This window comes from Winogradskya consettensis (assembly GCF_018332715.1).
In the GTDB taxonomy this organism is placed as follows: domain Bacteria; phylum Actinomycetota; class Actinomycetes; order Mycobacteriales; family Micromonosporaceae; genus Actinoplanes; species Actinoplanes consettensis.
Window position 1 is genome coordinate 308,448 of the sequence record NZ_BOQP01000027.1, and the last position, 23,735, is coordinate 332,182.

Below are 23,735 nucleotides of genomic sequence, written 5' to 3' on the forward strand. Positions count from 1 at the left end.
TCTATTCGCTGAGGTGGTCGGCGACCAGCGCGGCGCCGCGCAGGCCGATCATCATCGAGGTGAGCATCGTGTTGGCCCGGGGGCTGGCCGGCATGATCGAGGCGTCGGCGATCGACACCCCGGTGACTCCGGCGACGGTGAGGGTGGGGTCGACGACCGCGCCGGGGTCGGTGCCCATGCGGCAGGTGCCGACGAGGTGCCCGTACGACTCGAGGTGGTCCGGCAGTTGGTTTCTGTCCTGCCACCACGGGTTGTCCGGCGGGACCAGGACGTCGCCGAGTGCGTCGAGGGCTGCCTGCGCGTCGTCGAGCAGCAGGTCGAAGGCCTTGGCGTCCTGCGGGTCGCCGAGGTGGTTCAGATGCACCTCGGTCGTGCCGTCCGGGGCGAGCCGGACCGAGCCGCGGCTGATCGCCCGCATCAGGCCGAGGCCGAGGAAGACGTCGGCGGCGTCGGCGTCCGGCAGGTACGGCTGGGCCTGGTGCGGATAGAGGTGCACCTCCACCCGGTCGTCGCCGAGGATCTCGTAGCGCAGGAGCACGCCGTTGACCGGGCGCAGCGCGGGTGCGGCCGGGTCGGTGGCGCGGATCTGCAGCACGGTCCACGGGTGGTCCTGCAGGTTGGCGCCGACCTCGGGGGCGTCGTGCACGAGTGGGATGCCCGCCTCGGCGAGGTCGGCTGCCGGGCCGATGCCGGAGCGCAGCAGCAGCGCCGGGGACTCGACCGAACCCGCGCACACGATCACGTGGTCGGCGCTGATCGTTCCCGTGTCGGTCTCCACGCCGACGCAGCGGGTGCCGTCGAACAGGAGCCGTTTCGCGGTCGTGTTCGCGCGCAGGTGCGGGCGGAGCCGGGGGAGCAGGGCCTCGTGGACGCCGTACCGCACAGCGCCGGGTCTGGTGTTGGTCGGCCAGTGCCCGACACCGAGCATGCCGGGTGCGTTCTGGTCCTCGACCCACTCATGCCCCCGCTCGCCGGCCCACTGCGCGAACGCGGTGTCGACCGGGCCGAAACTGAGCCGGGTGATCGGGATCGGTCCGGTACTGCCGTGCCCGGGCCGGTCGCCGAACTGCAGATCGGTCTCCAGCGCGGCGAAGGCCGGGGCGACATCGTCCCAGCGCCAGCCGTCGATGTCCCATTCGTCGAAGCACCAGGGCTGACCGCGCAGCGCCGCCGCGGAGTTCGTCGACGTGCAGCCGCCGGTGATCCGCCCGCGCAGCAGCGGCCGGCCGGTGTCGGCGTCGACGAGTCCCCAGTCGGCATCGTCCGGGGTGGCGAGGTCGCGGCGCAGCCAGTCCGGTGGGGGAGTGCCGGCGTCGGCGCCCGCTTCGAGCAGGATGACGTCGACGTCGCCACGCGTGACGAGACCGTCCGCGCAGAACAGGCCGGCCGCTCCGCTGCCGATGATCACGACGGTCCTACGCAAGGCTCTCACCACCATCGAGGACGAGGATCTGACCGGTGGTCGACGCGGCTGCGGATGAGGCCAGGTACGCCACAGCCGCGGCGACGTGTTCGGTGGCGATCGGTGCGCCGAGCGGGATCGCGGCCATCTTCCGGCTGACGTAGGCGGGGTCGGCGAGGACGTCCTCGGTCATCGCGCTGGGCACCACGGTCGGGGCGACAGCGTTGACGCGGATGCCGTCCGCGGCCCATTCCAGGGCGAGCAGCCGGGTCAGGTGGCTGAGCCCGGCCTTGCTGACGCCGTACGCGAGGGAGTTCTTCGCGGCGAGGAAGGCGTGGGTCGACGAGATCGACACGATGGAACCCCGGGAGTCGGCGAGAGCGGCGTGGGCGGCTTTCGCCATCCGGTACGCGCCGGTGAGGTTGACGTCGAGCACGTGCTGGAATGTCGCGACGTCGGTCTCCAGGGCGGTGCGGCGGACCATGATCCCGGCGGCGTTGACGAGCAGCGACAGCTCGCCGTGCGCTTGTGCGGCAGCCGAGACGACCGCGTTGCAGGAGTCGTCGTCGGTGACGTCGAGCCGGTGCGTGGTGATGCCTTCGCCGGCGTCGAGCCCTGCCAGGGAGCTGTCTGCCAGGGCCAGGCGCATCCCGGCGGCGCCGAGCGCGGCGGCGATCGCCTGTCCGATGGCCCCGGCGGCGCCGGTGATGAGTGCGGTCGTCATGCGGTGACCAGGTCGTAGGGAGGGCGCATGGAGAGTCCTTCGGTGCTTGCGGGGGAGCCGATCGCCAGTCCGGTGGCCCGCCCCTCGTAGACGGCTTCCTGCACGGTGCGCGGGGCGAACGCGTCGCCGACCAGGTGCACCTGACCGGTCCAGCCGGCCGCCGCGAGGTCGTCCAGCAGGGCGGCGCGGGCGCGGGCGGGCCGGACGTGGACGATCGTGTCGACCCCGGTCAGGGTCTGCTCCGACCCGTCGACGGTGTGGGTGAGGGTCACGGTGGTGCCGTCCGCGTGGGCGGCCCGGTGCATCGTGAAGATGCGTACGCCGCCCGCCCGGAGCCGTTCGGCGAGCCCGAGCCGGGAGTAGACGGTGATCCGCGGGGCCATGCTGCCCAGCGGGGTCACCAGCCGGACGGCGGTGCCGCGGGCGGCGAGCTGCTCGGCGAGCGCGAAGGCCTCCCACGATCCCAGTTCGTCGAGGACGAGCGTGGTCGCGCCCGCGGATTCCGGCCGGCGGACGACGTCGGTGAGTTCCAGGACCGGCGGGCCGCCGGGCAGCGTCAGCGCGTCGCCGGGACGGGTGGCCGATCCGGTGGCGAGGACGACGACGTCGGGCGCGAGCTCGGCGACGGTGGCGGCGGTGACCTCGGTGCCGAAACGTCGCACCACCGTGCCGGCGTCGAGCTCGGTCAGCAGGTCGCTCAGCAGCAGGCCGAATCCACTGCGGATCAAGGTGACGTCGGGCAGCGCGCCACCGGGCTCGGCGCGGGAGTCGGCGAGGACGACGCGGTGCCCGCGGCGGGCGGCGGTGGTCGCCGCTTCCAGCCCGGCGGGTCCGGCGCCGACGACGAGCACGGAACGCGGCTCGGGCCGCTCGGCCTCGGCCGCCAGCCAGGTGCGCTCCTGGCCGACGGCGGGGTTGACCGTGCAGGTGATCGGCGTGATCGCTTCCAGGTTGGCGTTGCACCCCTGGTTACACGCGATGCAGTGCCGCGGGGACGTGCTCAGGGTCAGTGCCGGTTCGGCGATGTGCGCCCGGGCGTACCCGACGAGGTCCGCCTCTCCCGCCTCGATCATGGACGCGCCCGTTTCGAGATTGTCGATCCGGCAGATCGCGAGCACGGGAACGTCCGGGAACTCCCGCTTGAAGCGGGCGGGCAGATGCCGGAACGGGGCGCGGCCGTAGCTCATGTCGGCCATCTGCGTGCTCAGCGACGCCGCCCCGATGTACGCGGAATGGCTGACATGCAGGAAGTTGATGGGGGCGGCGTCGCGCAGGTGCTCGACGATCCGGACGACGTCGTCGGGGCCGAGCCCGCCGGGCTGGAACTCGTCGGCGGACAGCCGCAACCCGACCGCCGCACGCCCGGCCACGGCGTCGACGACGGCGATCAGTGCCTCGCGGGCGAGCCGGGTACGGCGCTCGAACGACCCGCCGTACCCGTCGGAGCGGTCGTTGGTGAGCGGCGACAGGAACTGCTGGAGCAGGTGCCCGTGCCCGATGTGCAGCTCGAGCCCGTCGAAGCCGGCCTCGACGACGCGCGCCGCGGCCGCCGCGAACCCGGCGATCACGGTGTCGAGGTCGAACGCGTTCATGACGTGCGGCGAGTGCGCACCGGTGCTCCAGGGCGCCGGGCCGGCACCCCAGCTGCCGGCGTGGTCGTCGCCGGAGTGCCGCCCGGTGTGCAGGATCTGTGCGAACAGGGCGGTGTCCTCGGCGTGCACGACGTCGGCGAGCGCGGACAGCCCGGCGAGCGCCTCGTCGTCGTACGCGTGGATGCCCAGCCGCCGCAGGCTGGTCGGATGCACCCGGATGCCCTCGGTGATGATCAGCCCGGCGCCACCGCGCGCCCGTTCCCGGTGATAGTCGAGGTGGCGCCGGGTCACCAGATTGCGCCCGGCGTCGCCGAAGTTGGTCGTGTGCGGCGCGACGAAGACGCGGTTCTTTATCCGGGCCGGGCCGAGGCTGATGGACGACCGCAGCGCCGTCAGGTCGGTGCTCAGCCCACCCACCTCGCCGACACCGACTTGATATCGGTGAAGAAGTCGACGGCGGTGCGGCCCTGGGAGTGGATCGTGCCGAGGAACGAGCGGCGGCGCCCGCCAAAGCCCACCTGCGCGGTCGGGGCGGCGACGCCCACGTTGACGCCGATGTTGCCGACGTCGGCGCGGCTGGTGAAACTGCGGGCGGCAGCGCCGTCGGCGGTGTAGATGGATGCCGCGTTGCCGAACGGGCCGGCGTTGACGAACGCGATCGCCGCGTCGAGCGTCGGGACGCTCACGAGGAACAGGACGGGGCCGAAGATCTCGTCGGTCAGCAGCGGGCTGTCGACGGTGGCGCGTACGACCGACGGGCCGACGAGATAGCCCTCGCCGGGCGTGAGGGCGTCGCGGCCGTCGACGAGGATGTCGTCGCCGGCGCGGGCCAGCACGTCGACGACGGCGTCGACCGCGGCGCGGGAGATCATCGGCGGCAGGCCGGTCGTGTCGCGGGCGACCTGGACGACGGCGTCGACCAGCTCGGGCTGTTCGCCCACGGTGACGAGGATGCTGCTGGACAGGCAGCGCTGACCGGACATGCCGAACGCGGAGGTGGTGACCGCCGCGGCGACGACGGCCGGGTCGGCGTCACCGACGGCGACCAGCGGGTTCCGGGCACCGCCGGCGGCCTGGGCGCGTTTGCCGGCCGCGGAGGCCCGGGCGTACACCGCTGCGGCGGTCGCCGAGGAGCCGACCAGCGACACGCTCGCGACGTCCGGGTGGTCGCAGAGCGCCTCGACGACGGCCCGGCCGCCCTGGACGACGTTCACGACGCCGTCCGGGAAACCCGCCTCGGCGAACAGTTCCGCGAGCGCGGATCCGCCGTACGGCGCTTGCTCCGAGGGTTTGATCACCACGGTGTTGCCGCAGGCCAGGGCCCAGGACCAGTAGATCAGGCCCGTCATGATCGGGAAGTTGAACGGCGCCACGATCGCGGCCACGCCGATCGGCTCGCGGACCAGCGTGGCGTCGATGCCGGAGACCACGTCGACCACGTGCTCCCCGGCGAGCAGGGCCGGGGCGGTGGCGGCGGCTTCGAGGTGCTCGCGGGCCCGGTCCAGCTCGCCGCGGGCGTCGGCCAGGGTCTTGCCGTTGTCCCGGGAGATGGTCGCGGCCAGGTCCTCGGCGTTCGCTTCGATCAGACCCGCGAGGCGTACGAGCACCCGCGCCCGCCGCGTCGACGGTGTCGCGGCCCACCCGGGCAGGGCAGCGCGCGCGGCGGCCACCGCCCGGTCGACGATCGCGGCGTCCCCGGCGCCGACCGACCCGATCGGCTCCCCGGTCCACGGCGACGTCACCGGGATCTCCTCGCCGCCCGAGGGTTCGAGGACTCCGCCGATCAGGTTCGGGGCGCTCACGGGCGTACCTTCTTGACGGCGATCACGTCGATCTCCACGCGGCACTCACTTCCGATTCCGACATAGACGGTGGCGCGGGTCGGGAAGTCGCCCGGCGCCCAGTACGTGCGGTAGATGCTGTTCATCTCGTCGTAGAACGAGCGCTCGGACAGGTAGACCGTCGTCTTCACGACGTCCTCCAGCGAGGCACCGGCGTCGGCGAGGATGGCCGTCAGCGCGTCGAGCACGATGCGTGTCTCGTCGGCGATCGTCACGGCCGCCGCCATGCGGGTGCGGGTGTCGTTGTCGAACGCCATACCGTTCGCGAACACCATCGTCTCGGTCTCGACACCTTGCGAGAGCGGGTACGAGTCGTCGTACTGGGGTCCCTGGGGCACCCGGATGATCCGGCGCACGGCGGCCTCAGTCCCCGGTCAGCGGGCCGAAACCGGCCGGCATCTCGGGCCGGACGGGCTCGGGGGCCGCCTCCGGGAAGTGCGGCATGACCTCGTCGACGAAGAGCCGGTTGGAGCGCATGACCTGGTCCTGGTCGAGGCCGGGGATCCAGGACCAGAGCACGACGCGCTGGACGCCGTACTCGTCCTGCAGGTTCTTGAGCTGGGCGCGTACGGTCTCGGGCGAACCGATGAACAGGTGCTCGCGGGAGTAGAGGAACGGCCACCACTCGCCGGTCTGCTCCTCGTCGGTGAGCTCCTCGCCCGGGTTGGCGAACATGCCCCTGGGCCGGACGCCGCCGACGTACGAGTACAGCGAGTTGATCAGTTCCCGGGTGTCGGCCTCGGCCTGCGCGTCGGTCTCGGCGACGTAGACCATGCGCATCAGCGAGACACCCTCGCCGCGCTCGGCGGGCCGGCCCAGCGTCTCGGACAGGGCGTCCTGGTACGTGGTCATGACCTCACGCAGCCCCTCGCGGGACCGCAGCCAGGTGATGACGTTCATCCGCTCACGGGCGGAAGTGACGAACCCGGGCGTTTTGTCCAGCAGGTTCCACAACGAGGGGTAAGGCTTCTGGTACGGCTTCGGGATGATCGACATCGCGATGTACTCGCCGTCCTCGGCCCGCCAGAGTGGGTTGCGCGGGTACCAGGTCGCGGAGTCCGGGATCCCCGGGTGCGGGAACGTCCAGAACTCGCCCTTGTGCGAGAAGGCCTCCTGGGTCCATGCCTTCTTCAGGATCTCCATCTGCTCCAGGAAGAAGCGCCAGTTGCGCTGCTCGTCCGCGCCGCGGTCGCCGGCCAGATGGAAGTTCGTGGCCTCGCGCCGCTGGATGCCGCGGGCGACGCCGACGTCCAGCCGGCCCTTGCTCAGCTGATCGAGCAGGGCGAGGTCCTCGGCCAGGCGCAGCGGGTGCCAGAACGGCGGCGTGACGGCGCCGGTGCCGATCCGAAGTCGCGACGTAATACCGGCGACATAAGCCCCGGCGAGGATCGGGTTCGGATTGATCTCGAAGCCCTCGCCGCCGAAGTGGTGCTCTCCCTGCCACAACGTGCCGAAACCGGACTCGTCGAGATGCACGATCTGTTCGGTCGCCATGTCGAGGAGCTCGCCGTACGACCGCGCGTTACCGGGGTTGTCCATCGTGAACAAGTAATCGAACTGCATAGCGTTCTCCCACCAGCTGTGAACCTATGCCGGACAGAGTTACATCCCGGCGGGACGGCTGTCCAGTACTGATTTATTAATTCCGGTATTGGTTGACAGGCTCCCAGCAGGCAACTTAGCTTTGGCGCCATGTCCAGTTCCTGGTGGCCGACCGCGATCGCAGCGGCGGACGAAACGCTTTATGCCCGGGCGGGCTTCGGCCGGGCGTCCGGTCTGGGTGTACGCCCGGCCGTGCTGGTGATCGACGTGCAGTACCGCACGGTCGGCCACGAGCGGGTGCCGATCACCGAGGCCATGGACGAGTTCCCGACCGCCACGGGCACCCGCGGCTGGGACGCCGTCGGCAACATCGCGCGGGTTCTCTCGTCGGCGCGCGAAGCCGGAGTGCCGGTCTTCCACCCGCACGTCGCCCCGAAGACGAAACTCACCGCCGGGGGCTACGCCGGCAAGACACCGACGCTGGCCTCGACCGGTGCCGGCGCGTACGACTTCGTCGCCGAGGCGGCCCCGCGCGACGACGAGCCGTTGATCGCCAAGGACCACCCGAGCGCGTTCTTCGCGACCGGCCTGCTCACGCATCTCGTGCAGCGCGGCGTCGACACCGTGCTGCTGACCGGCGCGACGACCAGCGGCTGCGTCCGCGCCAGCGCCGTCGACGCGTTCTCCTACGGCTTCCGCGTCGGGATCGTCGGCGACGCCGTCTTCGACCGCCTCGACGTGGTGCACGAGGTCGCGCTCTTCGACCTGGCGTCCAAGTACGCCGACATCCTCACGGCGGACGCCACCGAGGCTTTTTTGAAGGGCCTCGCATGAGGGTCGACTGGCACAGCCACACCTGGCTGCCCGAGCACCTCGGCCCGCACTGGGGCCCGGAGCTGGACGCGAACGTGTCCGCCCACCCCAGCGCGGACGGCGACTGGGACGCCCATCAGGCGGCGATGACCGAGGCCGGCATCGACGCCGCGGTCATCCTCGGCCTGGTCGCGTGCGAGATCGACCTCGACATCCCGAACGAGTACATCGCCGGGCTCGTGGAGCGCGCACCCGACCGGCTCGTAGGCTTCGGCAGCGTCGACCCGTCCGACAAGCACGCCGTGGACAAGGTCCGCTACGCGGCGACCGACCTCGGGCTCAAGGGGCTCAAGCTGTCCCCGCCGTACCAGGGCTTCCACCCGCACAGCGACGAGGCGTTCGCGGTCTACACCGCCGCCGCGGACCACGGCCTCGCGCTCACGTTCCATCAGGGCGGGGTGTTCCTGCGCAGCGGCGCCCTCGAGTACGCCCAGCCGATGCTGCTCGACAGGGTGGCGCGTACGTTCCGCGACACCCCGATCATCATCGCGCACGCCGGACAGCCGTGGGCGAACGAGACCACCGCCGTGATGTTCAAGAACCCGAACGTCTACACCGACCTCTCCGCCCGCTACGGTCGCCCGTCGCAGCTCGCCCAGATCCTGCGCGGCCTGCTCGACTACGGCGTCCAGGACCGCGTGCTGTTCGGCTCGGACTTCCCCATCTACCGGCCGGCGGACTGCCTGGAGCAGTTCCGGTCCCTGGTCACCGATCCGGTGCCCGGATTCCCGCCGTTCGCCCCGGACCTCATCGAGTCGATCATCGACGACCGCCCGCTCAGCCTGCTCGGCCTCTAGGAGAATCCCCATGACAACCGATCCCCCATTCGACCTCGTGCTCACCGGCGGCACGGTCGTCCGCCCCCGCGACGTACCCCGGCTCGCCGATGTCGGCGTTCGCGACGGCAAGATCGCGGCGGTCCTGTCGCCCGGCACGGCCGTCGACGCCACCGAGAGCGTCGACGTCACCGGTCTGCACCTGTTCCCCGGCGGTGTCGACCCGCACAACCACATCGCACTGTCGACCTCGGGTCTCGAGGAGTACCGCACCGACACCGCCGCCGCGGCCAAGGGCGGCGTGACCACGATGATGTACATGCTCTCCAACGGCGGGTCGTACCTGCCGATGCTGGAGGAGCACACGACGACGGCGGCCGCGAAGGCGTACATCGACTTCGGCTACCACTGCACGCTGATGACCGACGAGCACGTCGCCGAGATCGACCAGATCCGCAGCCGGTACGGCCTGCGCTCGTTCAAGTACTTCATGCACTTCCGTGGCGACGAGGGCCAGTACCTCAACGTCGAGGGCACGCACGACGGCCGCTTCTTCGGCATCGCCAAGGCCGTCGCCGAGCGCGGCGACCTGCTGCTCGTGCACGCGGAGAACCCCGAGGTGGTCTGGGTGCTGCGCGACGAGCTGATCGCCGCCGGCCGCGACGACCTGGCCGCGTGGGACGAGTCGCGCCCGCCGTTCGTCGAGGCCGAGGCGATCCGCAAGGCGACGTTCTTCGCCCAGCGCACCGGCTGCCGGATGTACTTCGTGCACGTCAGCACCGCCGACTCGCTCGACCAGCTGCGCAAGGCCCGGGTCGAGTTCGCCAGCGACGCGCTGTCCGCCGAGACGTGCCCGCACTACCTGACCCACACCTCGGACTGGGCGGGCGGCGTCGTGGGCAAGGTCAACCCGCCGTTGCGTACGGCCGGGCACCCCGAGGCGCTCTGGGCCGCGCTCGCCGACGGCACCGTGGACACCCTCGGCTCCGACCACGTCGGCCGGCAGCGGGTGGCCAAGGAAGGCGGCATCTGGAAGGCCAGCGCCGGCTTCCCGGGCGCGCCGACGACGCTGCCGGTGCTGCTCTCCGAGGGCTACCACCGCCGGGGCCTGCCGCTGCAGCGCATCGCCGAGCTCACCGCCAAGCGCCCCGCCGAGCTCATCAAGGCCGATCACCGCAAGGGTGACATCGCGGTGGGCCTTGACGCGGACCTCGCGATCGTCGACCTGGACAGGACCCGCACCCCCGACCCGCAGTGGCTGGGTACGTTCTCCGACTACTCGCTCTACGAGGACATGCCGCTGCGCGGATGGCCCCGGCACACCCTGGTCCGCGGCCGGTTCGTGGTTCGCGACGAGGAGCTCGTCGGGGAGTCCGGTCACGGCTCCTACATCCGCTCCTCGACCGGTGCGGAGGCCAAGTGAGCGCGGCGAACCTGAGCGTCCTGCGGGGATACTTCGACGCCATGGCCGCCGGTGGCCCGCCCGCCGCGATGCCGTTCTACGCCGACGACGTCGTGCTGGAGGTGCCCGGCTCGCACCCCGCGTCGGGGACCTACCACGGGCACGCCGGTGTGGGGGAGTTCGGCGCGACGATGGCCCGGCTGTCCGGTGGCACGTTCCGGCTCGTGCCGGACGAGCTGCTGGCGGGCGACGACCACGTCGTCACGGTCGCCACGGCCTCGGCGAACGGCGCGAGCTGGCGGCGGCTGATCCTGTCGACCGTACGCGACGGCAAACTCGCGACCGTCCGCTTCTTCGAGGGTGACCAGGGGCTCGTCGACAAGGCCCTGACGCCGTGACCCGGCTGATCACCGCACCCCTCGGCTTCGTCGGGGACGAGTGGGCCGCCGACGTCGCGATCGCGGTCGACGGTGACGTCATCGTGGCGGCCGGGCCCGCCGCCGCGGTCGCCGCCGACCATCCGGGCGCCGAGGTCGAGCACTGGGCCGAACGGGCGATCGTGCCCGGCGGCGTGAACGGGCACGGGCACACGTTCCAGGCGCTGATCCGTGGCTTCGGCGACGACCTGCGGTTCGGCGACTGGATGGGCAGGCTCGTGCACCCGACCGCGGCCGGGCTCGACCGGGACGCGATCAAGCTGGCAGCCCGCTACGACTTCGCCGAGATGCTGCGGATGGGAATCACGACCGCCGTCGAGTTCTTCTACCTGCACGACGGCGGCAACGACAACGCCCACGCGATCATCGAGGCGGCGCGGGAGGTCGGGCTGCGGGCCGTCCTCGCGCGGTGCATGTTCGACGCCGATCCGGGGCCGGTGCGCTACCGCGAGTCCCCGGCGCTGTTCGAGAAGAACTTCCGGGAGCTGCGGACGGCCGTCGCCGGCGACCCGCTGATCGACGTCCACCCGGCGCCGCACTCGGTGCTCGGTGCCGGGCCCGGGATGCTGGAACTCGGCGCGGCCCTCGGCGCGGAGTTCGACGTACCCGTGCACGTCCACCTGGCCGACAGCCAGGGCGAGGTGGACGTCTCCCGGACCCGGTTCGGCGTGAGCCCGATCGGCCGGATGGCCGCGCTGGGCGTGCTCGACGAGCGCACGCTCGCGGTGCACGCCGTACGGGTCGACGACGCGGACCTCGATCTGCTGGCCGCGCACGGCAGCACGGTCGTGCACAACCCGTCGGCCAACGCGTTCCTCGGCGGCGGCATCGCGCCGGTGCGCCGCATGCTCGACCGCGGCATCCCGGTCTGCCTCGGCACCGACGCCGGGGGAGCGAACAGCCGGCAGTCGCTGTTCGAGGAGATGCGGATGGCCGCGCTGCTGGCCAAGGCACTCGACCGCGACGGGACGGCGCTGACCGCGACCGACGCGCTGCGGATGGGCACGTCCGCGGGCGGGCGCGCACTGCGCCTGCCGGTCGGCCTGATCGCCCCCGGCTACCGCGCGGACCTGGTCGGTCTCGACCTGACCGCATCCTCGCTGCGGCCCCGGCGGACCGCGACGCAGAACGTCGTCTACTCGATGCTGCCGGAGGCCGTGGAGCGGGTCGTCGTCGGCGGCCGGACCGTCGTCCGGGACGGCCGGGTCCTCACCGTCGATCTGGGCGAGATCGGCGCCGCGGTGGATGCCCTGACCGCGGGGTGGACACCGCTGACCGGCACCCACCCGGCCGATAGTGTGCTCACGTGACGACGCCCGAGAACCTGACCACGGATACCGCCGGCTTCGAGCGCAAGCTTGGCACGTACATCCGGGAACTGCGTCTCGAGCGCAAGGTGTCGCTGCGGTCGCTGGCGGCCGAGTCGGGCGTCTCGGTCAGCTTCCTGTCGCAGGTAGAGCGGGGCGAGGCCAGCCCGTCGATCGCCACGCTGATGAAGATCGCGAAGGCGCTCGGCCAGACCATCAGCAGCATGTTCGAGAGCCCCGCGGCCAACTCCCGGCTGGTGCGCTCCGGGCAGGGCCCACGGCTGGTCCATCCGCACGGGGACTGGGCCGAGGAGCTGCTGACGCCCCGGGCGTTCACGAAGCTCCAGGTGATCCGTTCGACGCTGGCGCCGCGCGGCACCACCGGCGAGGGGATGCTGTCCTACGGCACGTCCGAGACGGCGATCTTCGTCGAGAGCGGGCGGGTCGACTTCTGGCTCGGCGCCGAGCGGTTCGATCTGCGGCAGGGCGACTGCCTGTCGTACGACCCGAGCGCACCGCACCGCCTCGAGAACCCGACCGACGAGCCCGTCGTGCTGCTGTTCTCGAGCGCCCCGCCCTCGTACTAACAGCTCGTTTCTGCAGGTCGGGCCAGCTGTTACGGCCCGGAAACACTGGCGACCCGCGTGGTAACTTGCGGTCCCTAGTGTCTTGTATAGGTGAACAAAATTCCAATCCTACTGGAATTAAGCCCCCCTTTTGACTGAAGTCTAGGAGCCGCCGCTATGACGGTGCTGTCATTCTCAAAGTCTCGACGAAGCCACCTGGTCATCGGTGTCCTCACCGCCGCCGCTCTCGCGCTGTCCGCCTGCGGCGGCGGCGACTCCTCCGGGTCATCCGACGACGGCGACCACGGAGCACTCACCATCCAGCTGTCCTGGGTCAAGAACGTGGAGTTCGCCGGTGAGTACTTCGCCGACTCCAAGGGCTACTACAAGGAAGCCGGCTTCAGCTCGGTGAACCTCGTGGCCGGCCCGGGCGCCACCGAGACCCTGGTCGCCTCCGGCAAGTCCCTGGTCGGCGTCAGCGACCCGATCACGGTCGCCGACGCGATCAACAACCAGCAGGCCCCGCTGAAGATCATCGCCACCACCTACCAGAAGAACCCCTTCACCATCCTCTCTCTGGCGGACAAGGCGAACATCGCCACGCCGCAGGAGATGATCGGTAAGAAGATCGGCGTCCAGGCCGGCAACGAGTCCTTGTTCAAGGCCTTGCTGGCCGTGAACAACATCAAGGACTCGCAGGTGACGATCGTCCCCGTCCAGTACGACCCGTCGGTGCTCACCAACGGCGAGGTCGACGGCTACCTGGGCTACGTCACCGACGAGTCGCTCACCCTGCAGGCGCGCGGCTTCAAGGTGCAGAACCTCCCGTTCGCCGACAACGGGCTGACGTTCATGACCGACAGCTACGAGGTCAGCCAGGACTCGATCGACAACAACCGGGCGGCGCTGAAGGACTTCCTCTACGCGACGATCCGCGGCTGGAAGGACATGGCCGCCGACCCCGACGCCGGTGTCGCGCTCGCCGTCGACAACTACGGCAAGGCCCTGTCCCTGGACGCCGCCGCCCAGAAGCTGCAGGCGGCGCAGGCGCAGAAGCTGATCGAGAGCGACGAGACCGCGGCCAACGGCCTGCTCACGATCTCCGACCAGGCGGTCACCGAGAACCTAGCCACGCTCAAGACGGCCGGCATCGACATCACCGCCGACAAGCTGTTCGACACCTCGATCATCGCCGAGGTCTACAAGGACCACCCGGACCTGCTCAAGTGACAAGCGTTCTTAGTTGCCGATCGGAGAACCCACGCCATGCCTGACACCGGCATCGCCATCCGCGGTCTGAGCAAGAGCTTCACCCTCCGCGGTTCGGTCGTCTCGGCGTTGCAGGACGTGTCCCTCTCGACCGAGCAGGGGGAGTTCCTCTCCCTGCTCGGCCCGAGCGGATGCGGCAAGTCGACGATCCTGCGGATCCTCGCCGGGCTCGAGACCGCATCGCAGGGGACCGTCACCGTCGACGGGAAGACCCCCCACGAGCTGCGCGACTCGCACGCCCTCGGCATCGCGTTCCAGGACGCGGCGCTGCTCAACTGGCGCTCGGTGGAGAACAACATCCGGCTGCCGCTCGAGGTGGCCGGTCTCAAGGCCGAGCCGGGCCTGATCGCCGGGCTGATCGAGCTCGTCGGTCTGCAGGGCTTCGAGAAGGCCAAGCCCGCCCAGCTCTCCGGCGGCATGCGCCAGCGCGTCGCCATCGCGCGGTCGCTGGTGCTGAAGCCCTCGGTGCTGCTGCTCGACGAGCCGTTCGGCGCTCTCGACGACATGACCCGCCAGCGGCTCAACAGCGAGCTGCTGAACATCCTCGCGGCCAAGCCGGCGACGACCGTGATGGTCACCCACGGCATCAGCGAGGCGATCTTCCTCTCCGACCGCGTCGCGGTGATGAGCGCGCGACCCGGGCGGGTCGTCGAGGTGATCGACGTCGACCTGCCCCGGCCGCGTACCACGGAGATGCTGCGCTCCCCGGAGTTCCACGCGTTGCAGGACCGCGCGTCGGCGCTGCTGTTCGAGGGTGCGACTCCCGCGGTGGGCACCGCGTGAACGTGTGGCAGCGGGCCGGCGCCGGCGGGCGGATCCTCGCCGGGGCGGCCGGCGTCCTGGCGATCTGGTGGCTGCTGGCCGACACCGTGCTGAAGAACGTCGGGGCGGCGTCGGCCGGTGGCGGCGGATCGATCCCCAGCCCGGGCCGGGTCGTCTCCACCGCGGTCCACGACGGCTTCTCGTTCTACGGCCCCAACGTCTCCCTGACGCTGCGTGAGGCGCTGATCGGCTATGTCGGCGGCAACCTCATCGCGATCGTCCTGGCCGCGCTCGTCATGGTCGTCCGGCAGCTCGAGGGGCTCGTCTCGCAGCTCGCGGTCATCTCGTACTGCATCCCCGTCGTGGCGATCGGCCCGATCCTGCGCATCATCATCGACCCGCCGCAGAGCGGTGAGGTCGCGGGTACCGCGGTGTTCCTCGCCGGGCTGCTGGTCTTCTTCACGACGGTCGTCGGCTCGCTGCTCGGGCTCAAGGCCGCCGACAAGGCCACGCTGGAGCTCGTCGCCGCCTACGGCGGATCCCGCTGGCAACAGCTGACGAAGGTACGCCTCATCGCGGCGATCCCCAGCCTCCTCACCGCCCTCAAGGTCGCGGCTCCCTCCGCGTTCCTCGGCGCGGTGCTCGGCGAGTACCTGGGCGGCGTCGACGTCGGCGTCGGCCCGGCCCTGATCAACGCGCAGCAGACCCTGCAGATCCCGCGTACGTGGGGCCTCGCCCTCGTCGCCGGGATCGTCTCACTCGCCGGCTACCTGATCGTGGCCCTGATCGGCCGGTTCGCCGCGCCGTGGGCGACCGGCACCAAGGAGGGCCGATGAGCGACATCACCGCACCGCGCGGCACCGGGCGGCGCGTCGCGGGTGCCGTCGGCCGGGGCCTCGGCCGGGCAGCCGTCTCGATCGTCGCGATCCTGGTGCTCTGGATCGCCGGCCTGCGCGCGTTCGACATCCCCGCGTTCGTCGGCAAGACCCCGCTGGACGTCGTCGACTATTTCTTCACCCTGCCGAAAGCGGCGGAGAACCGGTCGGAGGCGCTGCACCTGCTCGGTGCCACGCTCGCCGACTCGGTGATCGGGTTCGTCGCCGGTCTCGGCGTCGCGCTGCTCGTCGCGGCCCTGTTCCTGCTGTTCCGGCCGCTGGAGAGCACGCTGCTGCCGATCGTGCTGCTGCTGCAGTCGGTCCCGCTGATCGCGATCGCCCCGATCCTGGTGCTGATCTTCGGCCGGAGCACGGCGACCGTGGCCGTGATGGGCGGGCTCGTGGTGCTCTTCCCCGCGCTGGTGAACATCACGTTCGGGCTGCGCAGCGCTCCGCGTACGGCGATCGACCTGGTCACCGTCTACGGCGCCACCCGCTGGCAGAGCCTGCGCAAGGTCGCGCTCCCGTCCGCCCTGCCCGCTCTGTTCGCCGCGATCCGCATCTCCGCACCCGGCGCGATCACCGGCGCGCTGATCGCCGAGTGGCTGGCGACGGGCAAGGGCATCGGCTACGCCATCGTCGCCGCCGTGGGCTCCTCGCAGATCGCCGCCGTGTGGGCGCTCGCGGTGCTGATCACGCTCGCGACGCTGCTCATCTATCAGGTCCTCGGCATCGTCGAGTCCGCGGTGCTCGCCCGGATGGGGTTCAATCAAGCATGAGTCCGCAGGAAACCGCCCGGCGCTGCGCCGAGACCATGCTCGCCGCCGACCGCGCCGGCACGATGCTGGGCATCGAGCTCCGCAGCGTCGCACCCGGCGCCGGCGAGGTCACGATGACCGTCCGGCCCGACATGGTCAACGGCTGGGACATCTGCCACGGCGGGCTCATCGCGACCCTCGCCGACACCGCGTTCGCCGTCGCCTGCAACTCCTACGGCACCGTGGCCCTCGCCGCCGGGTTCGACATCACCTTCCTCGAGCCCGGCCACGTCGGCGACCGGCTGCTGGCCCGGGCGCAGGAACGCGCGCTGAAGGGCCGCACCGGCGTCTACGACGTCACCGTGTCCCGGCTGCTGCCCGACGGCACTCCCGGCGACCCGATAGCGGAGTTCCGCGGGCGCAGCCGGGACATCGGCCGGCCCATCCTGGAATAGAGCGTCGTTGTTCGCTGGGAGTGAACGCCGGAAGACATCGGGAACGGCCGAAGTTGAGCAGCATGTACTCAACTTTTCGGAGGTACCCCGGTGACCAGCAAACGACTCCCCGTACTCTTCCTCGACGACATCGTCCTGCTCCCGGGCATGGTCGTGCAGGTCGAGATGGACGAGGCGGCGCAGGCAGCAGTCGACGCGGCCCGCACCTCGTCCGGTTCCGAGCTGCTGATCGCCCCGCGGCTCGAGGACCGTTACGCCTCCCACGGCGTCGTCGCCACCGTGCGGCAGGTCGGTAAGTCCCGTGGCGGGTCGCCCGCCGCGATGCTGCGGACGGGTGTCCGTGCCCGCATCGGCAGCGGCGTGACCGGCCCGGGCGCGGCGCTGTGGGTCGAGGCCGAACCCGTCGCGGCCGGTACGCCGAACGAGCACGCCCGTGAGCTCGCCGCCGAATACAAGCAGCTGGTGGTCTCCGTGCTGCAGCGCCGCGAGGCGTGGCAGGTCATCGACTCGGTAAGCGCCATCGACGACCCGGGTGACCTGGCGGACACCGCGGGCTGGGCGCCGTACCTGTCGAACGACCGCAAGCGTGAGTTGCTGGAGACGCCGGACGTCGAAGCCCGGCTGAAGCTGCTCATCACCTGGACCCGCGACTTCCTGGCCGAGTCCGAGGTCAGCGACAAGATCGACACCGACGTCCGCGAGTCGGTCGAGAAGCGCAACCGCGAATACCTGCTGCGTGAGCAGCTCAAGGCCATCCGCAAGGAGCTCGGCGAAGGCGATGCCGAGGGCACCGACGACTACCGCACGCGCGTCGAGGCGGCAGATCTGCCCGATTCCGTACGCGAGGCAGCGCTGCGCGAGGTCGACAAGCTGGAGCGTGCCGGCGACCAGAACCCCGAGGCGGGCTACCTCCGCACCTGGCTGGACACCGTGCTCGCCCTGCCCTGGAGCGAACGCACCACCGACAACACCGACCTGGCCGCCGCCCGGGCGGTGCTCGACGCCGACCACCACGGCCTCGACGAGGTCAAGGACCGCATCGTCGAATACCTGGGCGTCCGTGCCCGCCGCGAGTCCCGGGGCCTGACCAGCGTCGGCGGCCGCGGCTCCGGCGCCGTGATCCTGCTCGCCGGCCCGCCCGGGGTCGGCAAGACCTCCCTCGGCGAGTCGGTCGCGCGCACGCTGGGCCGCAAGTTCGTCCGGGTCGCGCTCGGCGGCGTACGCGACGAGGCGGAGATCCGCGGCCACCGGCGTACCTATGTCGGTGCCCTCCCCGGCCGCATCGTGCGGGCCATCCGCGAAGCAGGCTCGATGAACCCGGTCGTCCTTCTCGACGAGGTCGACAAGGTCGGCAGCGACTACCGCGGCGACCCGGCCGCGGCGCTGCTGGAGGTGCTGGACCCGGCGCAGAACCACACGTTCCGCGACCACTACCTCGACCTGGACCTCGACCTGTCCGACGTGCTGTTCATCGCGACGGCGAACGTTCTCGACTCCATCCCGCAGGCGCTGTTCGACCGGATGGAGCTCATCTCCATCGACGGCTACACCGAGAACGACAAGGTCGCCATCGCCCGCGACTTCCTGCTGCCCCGCCAGCTCGAACGGGCCGCCCTGTCCGCCGACGAGGTCACCGTCACCGACGACGCGCTGCGCGAGATCGCCGCTAACTACACCCGCGAGGCCGGCGTCCGGTCGTTCGAGCGGTTGCTGGCCAAGGCATTCCGTAAGGTCGCGCTGCGGGACCTGCCCGTCACGGTCGGGGCCGCTGACCTCAAGGACCTGATCGGCCGGCCCCGCTTCACCCCCGAGTCATCGGAGCGTACGGCCGTCCCCGGCGTGGCCACCGGCCTGGCCGTCACCGGCATGGGCGGCGACGTCCTCTACATCGAGGCATCGCTGCTGCCCGGCGACAAGGGCGGCCTGTCGGTCACCGGCCAGCTCGGCGACGTGATGAAAGAGTCAGCGCAGATTGCGCTCTCCTACGTCCGGGCCCACGCCGACGAACTCGGCGTCTCGCCGGAACAGCTCGACCACCCGATCCACCTGCACGTCCCGGCGGGCGCGGTGCCCAAGGACGGCCCCTCAGCGGGCGTCACGATGACAACCGCCCTGGTCTCCCTCCTGCTCGGCCGCAACGTCCGCGCCGAGGTCGGCATGACCGGCGAGGTCTCCCTCACCGGCCGCGTCCTCCCGATCGGCGGCGTCAAGCAGAAGCTCCTCGCCGCCCAGCGAGCCGGCCTCACCGAGATCTACATCCCCCACCGCAACGCCCCCGACCTCGACGACGTCCCCGCCGACGTCCTCGCCGCCCTCACCGTCCACCCCGTCGCCGACGTCCGCGAAATCCTGGCCACCGCCCTGGAGCCGGTCTCGGCCGGCGTCGTCACCGCCGCCTGATCCTGCTGGCACGCCGGCCCTTGCCGCCACCTCAACAGTGGCAGCAGGGGCCGGTGTCGTCTCGGCCGAGCGTTCCTGAACAGCCTAGATGCGGAGGTCGCGGCCGCGAAACGCGGAAGAAAGATCCCTGAAAACGCGGAATACGGAGGCCGCAAACGCGGAAGATACGGCATGCAGATGCGGAAAAGAAAGTCTGCAGATACGGAAAAACTGATAGGCTCAGTGCCGTGGAAGGATCACTGTCCGGGATTGCACATCGCCAGCTCATGACCGTTCTGGATCAGAGGTTGTCCGAGGAACCAGCGGTCGTTCTCAACGGTCCCCGGACAGTCGGCAAGAGCACCCTGTTGCACAGGCTCGCTGACCGGCTGGGAAGGTCGGTGATCGACTGCGATGATCCGGCGACCAGGGCGGCGGTCCGCAGCGACCCCGGACGGTTCGCCGGTGGCCCGAGCCCCGTTCTGATCGATGAATATCAGCACGTTCCCGAGCTTCTGGACGCCATCAAGGCCGAGCTGAACCGCGACCTCAGCCCCGGGCGTTATGTGCTGGCCGGGTCGACCCGATATGCGACGGTGCCGCAGGCCGGTCAAGCTCTGACCGGCAGAGTCGACCTCATGGACGTGCTGCCGCTGTCGCAGGCGGAGATCGACGGCCAGGCGGGTGACTTTCTGGTCCATCGGCTTCTCGGCGACGAAGGTATGCCCAGCGGATCTACCCCGTCGGTGACCTCACGCGACGAGTACGCCCGGCGGATCACCTCGGGCGGGATGCCGGTCGCGTTGCGCAGACCACCGGGGAAGTCCCGGTCGAGATGGTTCGCCAACTATGTGGAGCTCGTCATCGACCGCGATGTGGTCGAGTTGTCGCGCGTGCGGCAGCGGGAAATGCTCCCGCGGCTTCTGTCCGTGCTCGCCGCGCGCTCCGGTCAGGTGCTCAACGTCGCCGCGACGGCTGAGGCGGTCGGGATGGAGAAGACCAGCGCGGAGAACTACATCCGCCTCCTCGAAGCGGTCTTCCTGGTCCAGCGGCTGCCGGCCTGGGGGACGACCCTGGGTTCCCGGGTGACTCGTCAGCCCAAGTCCCACCTTGTCGATGCCGGTGTCATGGCGTGGCTCACGGGTCTGACGCCCGAGAAGATCGCCAAGAACGATCCGTCGACGCTCACCGAGTACGGGCACCTGGTGGAGACGTTCGCCGTGGGCGAGATCCTGAAGCAGGTGAGCTGGTGGGACGGTCCGGTGTCGGTCGGCCACTTCCGGACCGCCGCGGCGGAGGAGGTCGATCTGGTGCTGGAACGCGACGACGGTGCTGTCATCGCCTTCGAGATCAAGGCCGGCACCCGGGTCGCGCGATCCGACCTGGCGGGCATTCGAGCGCTGCGCGAGCGTATCGGCGATCGCCTCATCGCATCCGTCGTTCTCTACACCGGCGCCCTGACATTCACCTATGAGGACGGCACCGTGGTGATGCCGCTCGACGCCCTGTGGACGAATCAACCTTGATGCACGCGAGCGGGTAGCAGGCGCAGGACGGCCTCGGCGAGGATGGCGGGGCCGTGCTCGGTGAGGATCGATTCGGCGTGGAACTGCAGGGACGAGAACGTGGCTCCGCGCAGGGCGTGCACCTCACCCGTCGCGCGGTCCCGGCTGACCTGGACCGGCCCGGCGAGCGGGTGGAGGAATTCGTCGGTGTCGCAGTGGGCGGCGTACGTGTTGTAGAAGCCGACCCGTTCGCTGTGGCCGAAGAGGGTGATCTCGCGTTGCACTCCCTGGTTGGGGCGGGCGCGGCGGAGCAGGGGCAGGTCGAGCAGGGTGCACAGGACCTGGTGGCTGAGGCAGACGGCGACGAACGGGAGCCGGTGTTCGAGGCGGTCGGCGGTCAGTTGCCGCAGCCGGACGATCTTGGGGTGGTGTCGTTGCCGGGGGTCGCCGGGGCCCGGTCCCAGCACGACGAGGTCGGGGGCGGGGCCGGGTTCGTCGTAGCGGCGGACCGTCACCGACATGCCCAGGGCGGAGAGTTGCTGCGCGATCATCGCCGTGAACGTGTCCTCGGCGTCGATCACCAGGACCCGGCGGCCGGTCAGTGCTTCGACGGGGCCGGCGCGGTCGGTGGCCGGTCGCAGCCAGAAGCCGGAGAGCGTACGGTTGCGCCGCGCCAGCCGTTCGCGTACTTGTGGATCGGAGCCCAGCCGGTCCGGTCCGGTGTCGAGTGCGCTGAGCAGGCCGGCCGCCTTGGCCCTGGTTTCGGCGGCTTCAGCGCGCGGGTCCGAATGGCGGACCACTGTGGAGCCGACGCCGATGCGCAGCCGTCCGGTGGCGTTGATGTCGGCGGTCCTGATCAGGATGGCCGAGTCGAGGCTCTGCCGGCCCCGGGCATCGTGGCCGATGAGGGCCAGGATTCCACCGTAGTAGCCGCGAGGGTGGGGCTCGTAGCGGCGGATGACGTCGCAGGCGTTCTCCAGGGGGCTGCCGGTGACGGTCGGGGCGAACATCGTCTCGCGCAGGATGTCGCGTACGTCGCGGGTCGTCTCGCCCTCGATCAGGTATTCGGTGTGGGCGAGCCGGGCCATCTGTTTGAGGTACGGCCCGCGCACCCGGCCGCCCGTCGTGCAGATCCGGGCCATCATCTTGAGTTCCTCGTCGACGACCATGTGGAGCTCGTCGGTCTCCTTGGGGTCGTCGAGGAAACTCAGCAGGCCGGGCAGATCGGCGCCGCCCGAGGGGTAGCGGTAGGTGCCGCTGATCGGGTTCATGACGGCTACGCCGCTGCGGAGACTGACATGCCGTTCGGGGGTCGCGCCCACGAACGTACGGTCACCGATGTGGATCAAAAACGTCCAGTAGGCACCGGTCTCGCGGCGCAGCAGCCTGCGGAAGAACGACAGCGCGCTGAACGGTGAGAACCCGGTGATGTCCGCGATCAGGTCGCGTCTGATGACGAAGTTGGCGCCGGCACCCCGGCCGATCTCATCAGTGATGACGTTCGCGACGATCGTGGCGTACGTTTCGTCGTCGAGGTCGAAATGGGTGCCGCGCAGGACCACCGGCTCATCCGGCAACCGCCGGTGCACCGCCGTGAGCGGCAGGTCCTGCCGTTCGTCGATGCTCAGCACGAGCAGCTTGTCATCGTCGGCGTTGACGGCGTAGCCCCGCTCGGCGATCTGCGCGAACGGAATCAGCACCACGGCATCCGCCCGTGCCTCGCCCGTCGGTGCGGGCAGGCGGATGGACGCGAGGTCCGGCACCGGCGTGACCGTCCCTGCCAGCACCTGCACGGCGTCAGGGTCCGTCTCGGGACGGTGCAGCAGCGCGTACGCGGGGATCTCGCCGGACAGGATCCGGGTCAGCAGGTCGACGCTCACCCGGTCACCTCGACGAGCAGATCGCCGGTGGTCAGGACCCGCGCGCAGCGTTCGGCGGCCAGATCCAGTGCGAGCCGGTGGTGCGCCTCGTCGAAATCGGCCACCGCGTCGGCGACGAGGAACACCTGGATATCGTGGGCGAACGCATCCAGCGCCGTGGCGAGGATGCCGGTGCTGGCATAGACACCGGCGACGACCAACTGGTCACGGCCGGCCCGGCGCATCCGGTCCAGCAGATCCGAGCGGTGGAACGCGCTGTAACGCCATTTCGTGAACGTCCAGTCGCCGGGTGCGGGCGCGAGTTCACCGGCGACTTCCCGGTCGGCCGGGCCCGCGGTCATGCCCACGCCCCAGAAGTCCTTGAGCAGACCCCGGTCCTCATCGCTCATGTCGCCGGGCTGGGCGGTGTAGGCCACCGGGATGCCGCGCGCAGCGCAGCGGTCGCGCAGGGTCACGCAGTTGCGCATCAGGGCAGCGCCGGGTGCGCTCGTCGGGGAAAAGGGCCTGAGGAAGTAGTGCTGCATGTCGTGCAGCAGGAGCACGGCGCGTTCCGGGCGAAGTCGCCACGGTACGCGGGCGGGCGGGAGGGTGTCGGGCATCGGGTAGGCCGTTGTGGAGGGAATGCCGGTCATCGTTGCCTCGCTTCCTGGCGACGACTTCAGGCTAGTGATCGAAAAAGGTCACCACCCCTACTCACTCGGGTAGGCAGCGGCTCGCTCGAGTGGATCCGGTGGCCTCAAACAACAGGGGCGAATTCTGGCGGTCGTCGCAACACTCCAAGGTGAGCAACTACGAGTCTGAGCTTGGTGACGCGGCCGCATCACCTTGAGCAGGGGACCGCCGCCGGCTCTGCCAGAAGCGCGGATCGCGGTATGCGAGCGTGTCGCCGGAATAGTCGGTTTGTTGCTCGATCGCGGCAGGGTTGCTGCCATTGCCGAGGCGAAGTACGGCATGGGCGGGCCTCGTGAAGAAGACGCGCAGGATTTCCTCCGTTACGCAGGAATGCCTGCCTGCCTGTGTCCGGCTCGTACGCGTAGAGCCACCACGTCGCCCATGTCGGGTCCGTTCCCGCCGGATTCGCCACCGGTTGTGGACTTTGGTTGAGTGGTTTCACGTGCGCGTGTTGATTGTCGTGTCGAGCCCCGGGTGTGAGGCAGAGTTCGGTGTTCGTGGGTTAGTAGGCGGCGGCGTACTTTACAAGCCAGCGGTTGGTGAACCGGCTCCAGTCGAACAGGTCACCGGCGGCGCGTCTGCGGTCACGTTCATGGTCAGCGGTGGCCTGTGCCCGGTGGGTGTTCGCCTCGCGGAACAGTGCTCGTGCGGCCTCGATCCAGATCAGTTTGCCGTCCGGTGTCCGGGCTTCGGGGGAGTCGCGCCGCAAGCGGGTGGT

General features: G+C 70.3%; 22 protein-coding genes. 13 read left to right on the plus strand and 9 right to left on the minus strand.

What is annotated here, in order from left to right; all coding sequences use genetic code 11:
• Nucleotide 1: 1 nt before the first annotated feature.
• Genes Aco04nite_RS25245 through Aco04nite_RS25270 form a run of 6 tightly spaced genes read right to left on the minus strand, consistent with a single transcriptional unit; the run spans nucleotide 2 to nucleotide 7,122 of the window.
• Nucleotides 2–1,423 (minus strand): GMC family oxidoreductase, encoded by a 1,422-nt coding sequence (locus tag Aco04nite_RS25245; protein WP_203840217.1) that lies wholly within the window; start codon nucleotides 1,421–1,423, stop codon nucleotides 2–4.
• On the minus strand, nucleotides 1,416–2,126 hold the full coding sequence (locus Aco04nite_RS25250) for an SDR family NAD(P)-dependent oxidoreductase (RefSeq protein ID WP_212999725.1): 711 nt from the start codon (nucleotides 2,124–2,126) through the stop codon (nucleotides 1,416–1,418). Before Aco04nite_RS25250 ends, Aco04nite_RS25245 begins: the two co-directional genes overlap by 8 nt.
• The gene (locus Aco04nite_RS25255; RefSeq protein WP_244876279.1) at nucleotides 2,123–4,135 is read right to left on the minus strand and encodes an oxidoreductase; all 2,013 of its coding nucleotides are present in this window, start codon (nucleotides 4,133–4,135) and stop codon (nucleotides 2,123–2,125) included. Before Aco04nite_RS25255 ends, Aco04nite_RS25250 begins: the two co-directional genes overlap by 4 nt.
• Nucleotides 4,123–5,520, minus strand: coding sequence for an aldehyde dehydrogenase family protein (locus tag Aco04nite_RS25260; RefSeq protein ID WP_212999726.1), 1,398 nt, complete (start codon nucleotides 5,518–5,520; stop codon nucleotides 4,123–4,125). Before Aco04nite_RS25260 ends, Aco04nite_RS25255 begins: the two co-directional genes overlap by 13 nt.
• A complete protein-coding gene (locus Aco04nite_RS25265; protein WP_203840220.1) occupies nucleotides 5,517–5,915 on the minus strand; it encodes a RidA family protein in 399 nt (132 codons plus the stop codon). Before Aco04nite_RS25265 ends, Aco04nite_RS25260 begins: the two co-directional genes overlap by 4 nt.
• Nucleotides 5,916–5,922: 7 nt before the next feature.
• Entirely contained in the window at nucleotides 5,923–7,122 is a 1,200-nt protein-coding gene (locus Aco04nite_RS25270; RefSeq protein WP_203840221.1) for an LLM class flavin-dependent oxidoreductase, read from the minus strand.
• A 129-nt stretch (nucleotides 7,123–7,251) separates the two neighbouring features.
• On the opposite strand from Aco04nite_RS25270, the gene Aco04nite_RS25275 reads away from it, so the two are divergent.
• The 13 genes from Aco04nite_RS25275 to Aco04nite_RS25335 all read left to right on the plus strand — a co-directional run bounded on the left by Aco04nite_RS25275 (nucleotide 7,252) and on the right by Aco04nite_RS25335 (nucleotide 20,486).
• Nucleotides 7,252–7,935, plus strand: a complete 684-nt coding sequence (locus Aco04nite_RS25275) for an isochorismatase family protein (RefSeq protein ID WP_212999727.1) — start codon at nucleotides 7,252–7,254, stop codon at nucleotides 7,933–7,935.
• Nucleotides 7,932–8,771, plus strand: a complete 840-nt coding sequence (locus Aco04nite_RS25280) for an amidohydrolase family protein (RefSeq protein WP_203840223.1) — start codon at nucleotides 7,932–7,934, stop codon at nucleotides 8,769–8,771. The genes Aco04nite_RS25275 and Aco04nite_RS25280 overlap by 4 nt, the downstream gene beginning before the upstream one ends.
• A gap of 10 nt (nucleotides 8,772–8,781) precedes the next feature.
• Nucleotides 8,782–10,173, plus strand: coding sequence for a dihydroorotase (locus tag Aco04nite_RS25285; RefSeq protein ID WP_203840224.1), 1,392 nt, complete (start codon nucleotides 8,782–8,784; stop codon nucleotides 10,171–10,173).
• On the plus strand, nucleotides 10,170–10,550 hold the full coding sequence (locus Aco04nite_RS25290) for a nuclear transport factor 2 family protein (protein WP_203840225.1): 381 nt from the start codon (nucleotides 10,170–10,172) through the stop codon (nucleotides 10,548–10,550). Before Aco04nite_RS25285 ends, Aco04nite_RS25290 begins: the two co-directional genes overlap by 4 nt.
• Nucleotides 10,547–11,899 carry an amidohydrolase family protein gene (locus Aco04nite_RS25295; protein WP_212999728.1) on the plus strand — a complete coding sequence of 451 codons (1,353 nt, stop codon included), beginning with the start codon at nucleotides 10,547–10,549 and terminating at the stop codon, nucleotides 11,897–11,899. The genes Aco04nite_RS25290 and Aco04nite_RS25295 overlap by 4 nt, the downstream gene beginning before the upstream one ends.
• Entirely contained in the window at nucleotides 11,896–12,483 is a 588-nt protein-coding gene (locus Aco04nite_RS25300; protein WP_203840227.1) for a helix-turn-helix domain-containing protein, read from the plus strand. Before Aco04nite_RS25295 ends, Aco04nite_RS25300 begins: the two co-directional genes overlap by 4 nt.
• A gap of 156 nt (nucleotides 12,484–12,639) precedes the next feature.
• Nucleotides 12,640–13,692, plus strand: a complete 1,053-nt coding sequence (locus Aco04nite_RS25305) for an ABC transporter substrate-binding protein (protein ID WP_212999729.1) — start codon at nucleotides 12,640–12,642, stop codon at nucleotides 13,690–13,692.
• Nucleotides 13,693–13,728: 36 nt separating this feature from the next.
• Complete coding sequence (locus Aco04nite_RS25310; protein WP_203840229.1) at nucleotides 13,729–14,514, plus strand: ABC transporter ATP-binding protein; 786 nt, start codon at nucleotides 13,729–13,731, stop codon at nucleotides 14,512–14,514.
• Nucleotides 14,511–15,329, plus strand: a complete 819-nt coding sequence (locus Aco04nite_RS25315) for an ABC transporter permease (RefSeq protein ID WP_203840230.1) — start codon at nucleotides 14,511–14,513, stop codon at nucleotides 15,327–15,329. Before Aco04nite_RS25310 ends, Aco04nite_RS25315 begins: the two co-directional genes overlap by 4 nt.
• A complete protein-coding gene (locus Aco04nite_RS25320) occupies nucleotides 15,326–16,147 on the plus strand; it encodes an ABC transporter permease (RefSeq protein ID WP_203840231.1) in 822 nt (273 codons plus the stop codon). Before Aco04nite_RS25315 ends, Aco04nite_RS25320 begins: the two co-directional genes overlap by 4 nt.
• Entirely contained in the window at nucleotides 16,144–16,581 is a 438-nt protein-coding gene (paaI, locus tag Aco04nite_RS25325) for a hydroxyphenylacetyl-CoA thioesterase PaaI (protein ID WP_203840232.1), read from the plus strand. The genes Aco04nite_RS25320 and paaI overlap by 4 nt, the downstream gene beginning before the upstream one ends.
• A gap of 147 nt (nucleotides 16,582–16,728) precedes the next feature.
• On the plus strand, nucleotides 16,729–18,981 hold the full coding sequence (lon, locus tag Aco04nite_RS25330; protein ID WP_212999760.1) for an endopeptidase La: 2,253 nt from the start codon (nucleotides 16,729–16,731) through the stop codon (nucleotides 18,979–18,981).
• Nucleotides 18,982–19,247: 266 nt separating this feature from the next.
• Nucleotides 19,248–20,486 (plus strand): ATP-binding protein, encoded by a 1,239-nt coding sequence (locus tag Aco04nite_RS25335; protein WP_212999730.1) that lies wholly within the window; start codon nucleotides 19,248–19,250, stop codon nucleotides 20,484–20,486.
• Here Aco04nite_RS25335 and Aco04nite_RS25340 read toward each other — a convergent pair.
• The 3 genes from Aco04nite_RS25340 to Aco04nite_RS25350 form a co-directional block, all read right to left on the minus strand.
• Nucleotides 20,477–22,345, minus strand: coding sequence for an anthranilate synthase family protein (locus Aco04nite_RS25340; protein ID WP_212999731.1), 1,869 nt, complete (start codon nucleotides 22,343–22,345; stop codon nucleotides 20,477–20,479). The two genes, Aco04nite_RS25335 and Aco04nite_RS25340, sit on opposite strands and share 10 nt — an antisense overlap.
• On the minus strand, nucleotides 22,342–22,977 hold the full coding sequence (locus tag Aco04nite_RS25345; protein WP_212999732.1) for an isochorismatase family protein: 636 nt from the start codon (nucleotides 22,975–22,977) through the stop codon (nucleotides 22,342–22,344). The genes Aco04nite_RS25340 and Aco04nite_RS25345 overlap by 4 nt, the downstream gene beginning before the upstream one ends.
• Nucleotides 22,978–23,519: 542 nt before the next feature.
• Nucleotides 23,520–23,735: hypothetical protein (locus tag Aco04nite_RS25350; RefSeq protein WP_212999733.1), on the minus strand; the 216-nt coding region annotated here is incomplete at its 5' end.

Excerpts from the sequence above, each read along its gene's own strand:
- Aco04nite_RS25305 (WP_212999729.1), top strand. The coding sequence starts at position 12,640 with ATGACGGTGCTGTCATTCTCAAAGTCTCGACGAAGCCACCTGGTCATC.
- Aco04nite_RS25250 (WP_212999725.1), bottom strand. The coding sequence starts at position 2,126 with ATGACGACCGCACTCATCACCGGCGCCGCCGGGGCCATCGGACAGGCG.
- Aco04nite_RS25270 (WP_203840221.1), bottom strand. The coding sequence starts at position 7,122 with ATGCAGTTCGATTACTTGTTCACGATGGACAACCCCGGTAACGCGCGG.
- Aco04nite_RS25310 (WP_203840229.1), top strand. The coding sequence starts at position 13,729 with ATGCCTGACACCGGCATCGCCATCCGCGGTCTGAGCAAGAGCTTCACC.
- Aco04nite_RS25285 (WP_203840224.1), top strand. The coding sequence starts at position 8,782 with ATGACAACCGATCCCCCATTCGACCTCGTGCTCACCGGCGGCACGGTC.
- Aco04nite_RS25335 (WP_212999730.1), top strand. The coding sequence starts at position 19,248 with ATGACCGTTCTGGATCAGAGGTTGTCCGAGGAACCAGCGGTCGTTCTC.
- Aco04nite_RS25280 (WP_203840223.1), top strand. The coding sequence starts at position 7,932 with ATGAGGGTCGACTGGCACAGCCACACCTGGCTGCCCGAGCACCTCGGC.
- Aco04nite_RS25320 (WP_203840231.1), top strand. The coding sequence starts at position 15,326 with ATGAGCGACATCACCGCACCGCGCGGCACCGGGCGGCGCGTCGCGGGT.
- lon (WP_212999760.1), top strand. The coding sequence starts at position 16,729 with ATGGTCGTGCAGGTCGAGATGGACGAGGCGGCGCAGGCAGCAGTCGAC.
- paaI (WP_203840232.1), top strand. The coding sequence starts at position 16,144 with ATGAGTCCGCAGGAAACCGCCCGGCGCTGCGCCGAGACCATGCTCGCC.
- Aco04nite_RS25275 (WP_212999727.1), top strand. The coding sequence starts at position 7,252 with ATGTCCAGTTCCTGGTGGCCGACCGCGATCGCAGCGGCGGACGAAACG.
- Aco04nite_RS25345 (WP_212999732.1), bottom strand. The coding sequence starts at position 22,977 with ATGACCGGCATTCCCTCCACAACGGCCTACCCGATGCCCGACACCCTC.